Here is a 4,167-nt window from a genome sequence, read left to right as displayed (position 1 = left end):
GATTCTTCAGGATTCAGTCCGCAGGCAATGTATTCGGAAAGAATCTTTTTAACATTTTCATGCAAATCAACAGGTGTGGGATGAGTAGTCAAAGAATGAAGGTCAGCAATGAAGAAGAAACAATTATTCTCTTTCTGCATCTTCACAAAATTCTTTACTGCACCAAAATAATTTCCCAGGTGTAATTCTCCAGTCGGCCTGATGCCACTTACAACAATTTCCATAATTCTTTAAATAATTCAAAAACTGTGCAAAGCTAAAAAATGTTCATGAAAAATTGTAATTTTACGGCTTTCTTTTAAGAGAGCTTTGGAAGAAAGAAGTGGGGTTAAATATAATCTTTACTTTAAAAATAAAGACACCTTATTAGTACTTTATAACTGAAATTTGTAATAACAATGAGTGAAACGCGTCAAAATAAGATATCCCGCTTAATTCAGAAAGAGTTAAGTGATATTTTCCAGAAAGAAAGCCGCAATCTTTTCAGAGGATCCATGATTAGCGTTACTTTTGTACGCATGACTCCTGATTATGGTATGGCTAAGGTTTATATCAGCATATTCCCACCGGAGAAAAGAGAAGAAATCTTTAAGCTGGTGAACGAACAAAATAAGTCCATAAGCCATGCACTTAACCAGAGGATACGTTTCCAGATGCGTTTTATGCCGGAGTTGATGTTTCTGATTGATGATTCGCTTGATTACGTTGAAAAAATTGATAATTTGCTTAAGAAATGATGTTCCCCTTTTACATTTCCCGCCGTTACTTATTTGCCAAAAAGTCTCAGAATGTTATCAATATTATATCGGCTATTTCTGTTATCGGGGTTGCTGTAGGGACAATGGCCCTTATTGTGGTCTTGTCTGTTTTTAACGGATTCGACAACCTCATCAAATCATTGTATAATTCCTTTTATCCGGATATAAAAATTTCGGCGGCAGTAGGGAAAACCTTTACTACCCAGACTCCGTCCTTCCAGAAAGTTAAGCATATTCAGGGCGTATCGGATTTTTGCAATGTGGTAGAGGAAAACGCTTTGCTTAAATATGGAGACAGGCAGTTTATTGCTACCATCAAAGGGGTGGACTATAATTATGCCAAAGTTTGCGGGCTGGATACCATGATCCGTCAGGGTTCCTTTATGCTTGAGAAGGATAGTGTTCCTTTCGCAATCATCGGGCAAGGGGTGGCCTATTACCTGGCTGTGGGGCTTAATTTTGTCAATCCTATTTATCTTTATGTCCCGCGTCGCAATGAAGAATTAAGTTTTGATCCCAATGAAGCATTCAATAAAATGTTCATTTTCCCTTCGGGTATTTTTTCCATAGAAGAAGATTTTGACGAGAAGTATGTTATTGTTCCTATTTCCTTTGCCCGTAATCTTTTAGAATATAAGGATGAAGTAACTTCTGTTGAAATCAAGCTTGATTCGACTTGCAATAAGCAGGCCGTGCAATCTGAGATTCAGCATACCCTGGGTAAAAATTATACGGTACAAAACAGATATGAACAAAACAAGTTGTTTTACCGTATTATGAAATCGGAGAAATGGGCAATTTATTTCATTCTGACCTTTATATTAATTGTGGCTTCATTTAATATCATAGGATCACTTACCATGTTAATTCTTGAAAAGAAGGATGATTCGTTTACTTTGCGCAGCATGGGCGCGGATGTAAAATTGCTCAGGAAGATATTTTTGATTGAAGGCTGGTCGATTTCTGCAATTGGGGCTGTAATTGGATTGGGGCTGGGCGGACTTATCTGCTGGCTTCAGGAAAAGTTTGAATTGGTGAAACTGCATGGCAGTGGTTCGTTCATCATTAATGCCTATCCGGTTGATATGCATTTTATTGATTTTGTTGCTGTACTTTTAACGGTAGCCGTAATTGGTTTTATAACAACCTGGTATCCTGTAAAATTTATTACCAAGAAATATCTCTCTGATATTTCCTGACCCATTTTTTGATTTGCTGATATTCAAGCTGCGTTTTAGCCAGGAAAATTTTCGAGGTTTTCCTTAACTCAGTGGTTATCAATGTGACGATGATATTTTTGCATTGAATAATGTTGGCTAAAACATTGGGATACGCCGGGTATTTTTCGTGTAATGATGAGCAGAACGCCTTTTCAGGTTGAGAATATCAAGAAATGTACATTTTTCCGGACAATTGGATAAGCAATAGAAATTCCGGAAACGTAAAATTGTCCTTATAACTGTTTCTTTCATCAAATATATTTTTTTTTTTGGTTTATTATCGTTTTTTTGTAAAATGCAGTATTTACGAAGATACTCCTTGGAAAAATCTGTAGATCAGAGATATTAATCTGTTACGGTTTGTTTTTTCCTTTTTTTTTATATAATTCACAGTTTTATTATTGCTGGTGGGTTTTTGTGTTAAACTGAAAATTTTTTAAGAAAAAATTTCAGTTTAAAAGAATGATGTTATTGACATTATTTAGCAAAGGGGATAATTTATAACATAATTATTAACAATTCGTATAAGTTATTAACATTTTTTTATAATTTTCCGAATAAATTTGTATGAATAGCACAACCAATTTGAATAAACCATGAAACAACTCCTTAAGATTGCACTGCTGCTGATAAGTTTCCAATTGATTCCATCGTTAGGGCGGGCTGCTGACCGTTATTGGGTAAATGGCAGTGGAAACTGGAGTGAGAGTGCACATTGGTCGACCATAAGCGGAGGATCTGGCGGAGCTTCCGTACCTACCATCAATGATAATGTTTATTTTAGTAAAAAGTCTTTTCCCGGTACTACAGGAACCGTAACTATTGACCAGCCTGCTTTTTCAAAAACTTTTTTTTGGGGATATACAGGAAAGGATTATACCCTTCAGGGCACAGCTCCCCTTACCATCAATGGTTCACTCTTGATTGACGATAATATTCAGAACAATTATTCGGGTGCTATTAATTTTACTTCTAACGAAAAAGATAATTCTGTTTTCTCAAGAATATCTTTTTCTTCGGATATTACCTTTTCAAATTCAGGAAGTTATGTCCTTCATTCTGATTTTGTTACTACTGGAAAGATCTTTGTTCCCAATAATAATTTAAATTTAAATGGATTTTCGGTTCCCGGAACCCTCTTATTAAAAAAATCTGTTAAAAAAAGCGCTACCATACAAAAATCTTCGGGTATTCCTATTTTAAAGGATAGCGGTACTTTAACTCTGACTACTACGAGTACTCCGGTTACCTGTTTTGGTTCAAGTGATGGAACTGCAAGTGTAACCGTAACAGGTGGTTTAGCACCATATTCGTATATTTGGTATTCGAACAAAACAGGTGAACTGGCTGGACAGAACGGATCTTCAATCACCGGGGTTCCTGCTGACAGGTACCTTGTGAGTGTTACAGATAATACTTCGGGTATACCCAATACGGCTTCAATTTATATAGAGGTCAAAACCCCTTTTGATATTTTTTATAATGCTGTTTATCACATTAATCCTAAATGTCATGACAGTAATGATGGAATAATACAGATTGATGCAGTCGGAGGCACCGATCCTTTGTCTTTTTCAATTGATGGAGGTTCTACTTATCAACCCTCAAATCGGTTTGAGAATCTTAGTCCTGGAACATATAATATAACGATAAAGGATAGCAATGGTTGTTCTAAAAGTTATTTAAAGAATCCTGTTGTTTTAACTAATCCTGCAGCGATCGTCATTTCCAAAGTGGATGTTACCAGTACACCAAAATGTCATGGGGGAACGGATGGGGCAATGAATGTTACGGCAAGTGGAGGAACCGGGACTCTTTCATATTCTATAGATAACGGAACAAATTGGCAGTCCGGATCTGGTAATTTTACAAGTTTAACTGCCGGAAGTTATAATGTTCAGGTAAAGGATAATAATTCATGTACCACCATGTGGTCGTCTAACCCTGTTACAATTAGCGAACCGGCAGCTATTTCTATGTCGGCCACTACCACTCCTGTTACCTGTAATGGGGGCACCGATGGTTCCATTACAATTACGGCAACCGGCGGAACGGGTACCTTAACCTATTCGATTGACGGAGGAGCTACCTATAATAGTAATAATGTATTTTCTTCTCTTAAAGCTGGTTCTTACTCCATATTTGTAAAAGATGCAAATGGTTGTACTGCGACCGCTACGGCAAATGTT

At 36.7% G+C, this 4,167-nt stretch carries 4 protein-coding genes; 3 read left to right on the top strand and 1 reads right to left on the bottom strand.

Annotated features, from left to right (window positions below; all coding sequences use genetic code 11):
- A partial coding sequence (locus Q8907_13555; GenBank protein MDP4275298.1) for a tryptophan--tRNA ligase occupies positions 1 to 224 on the bottom strand: 224 nt, incomplete at its 3' end.
- 174 nt (positions 225 to 398) lie between these two features.
- On the opposite strand from Q8907_13555, the gene rbfA reads away from it, so the two are divergent.
- From rbfA to Q8907_13540, 3 genes are all read left to right on the top strand, one after another.
- Positions 399 to 737 (top strand): 30S ribosome-binding factor RbfA, encoded by a 339-nt coding sequence (gene rbfA, locus Q8907_13550; GenBank protein ID MDP4275297.1) that lies wholly within the window; start codon positions 399 to 401, stop codon positions 735 to 737.
- Positions 734 to 1,957, top strand: a complete 1,224-nt coding sequence (locus tag Q8907_13545) for an ABC transporter permease (GenBank protein ID MDP4275296.1) — start codon at positions 734 to 736, stop codon at positions 1,955 to 1,957. Before rbfA ends, Q8907_13545 begins: the two co-directional genes overlap by 4 nt.
- Positions 1,958 to 2,574: 617 nt before the next feature.
- Positions 2,575 to 4,167, top strand: a 1,593-nt coding sequence (locus Q8907_13540; protein ID MDP4275295.1) for a SprB repeat-containing protein, incomplete at its 3' end; no start/stop codon positions are given.

Source organism: Bacteroidota bacterium, assembly GCA_030706565.1.
Taxonomy (GTDB): Bacteria; Bacteroidota; Bacteroidia; order Bacteroidales; family JAUZOH01; genus JAUZOH01.
This window is presented reverse-complemented; position numbering and strand designations above follow the sequence as displayed.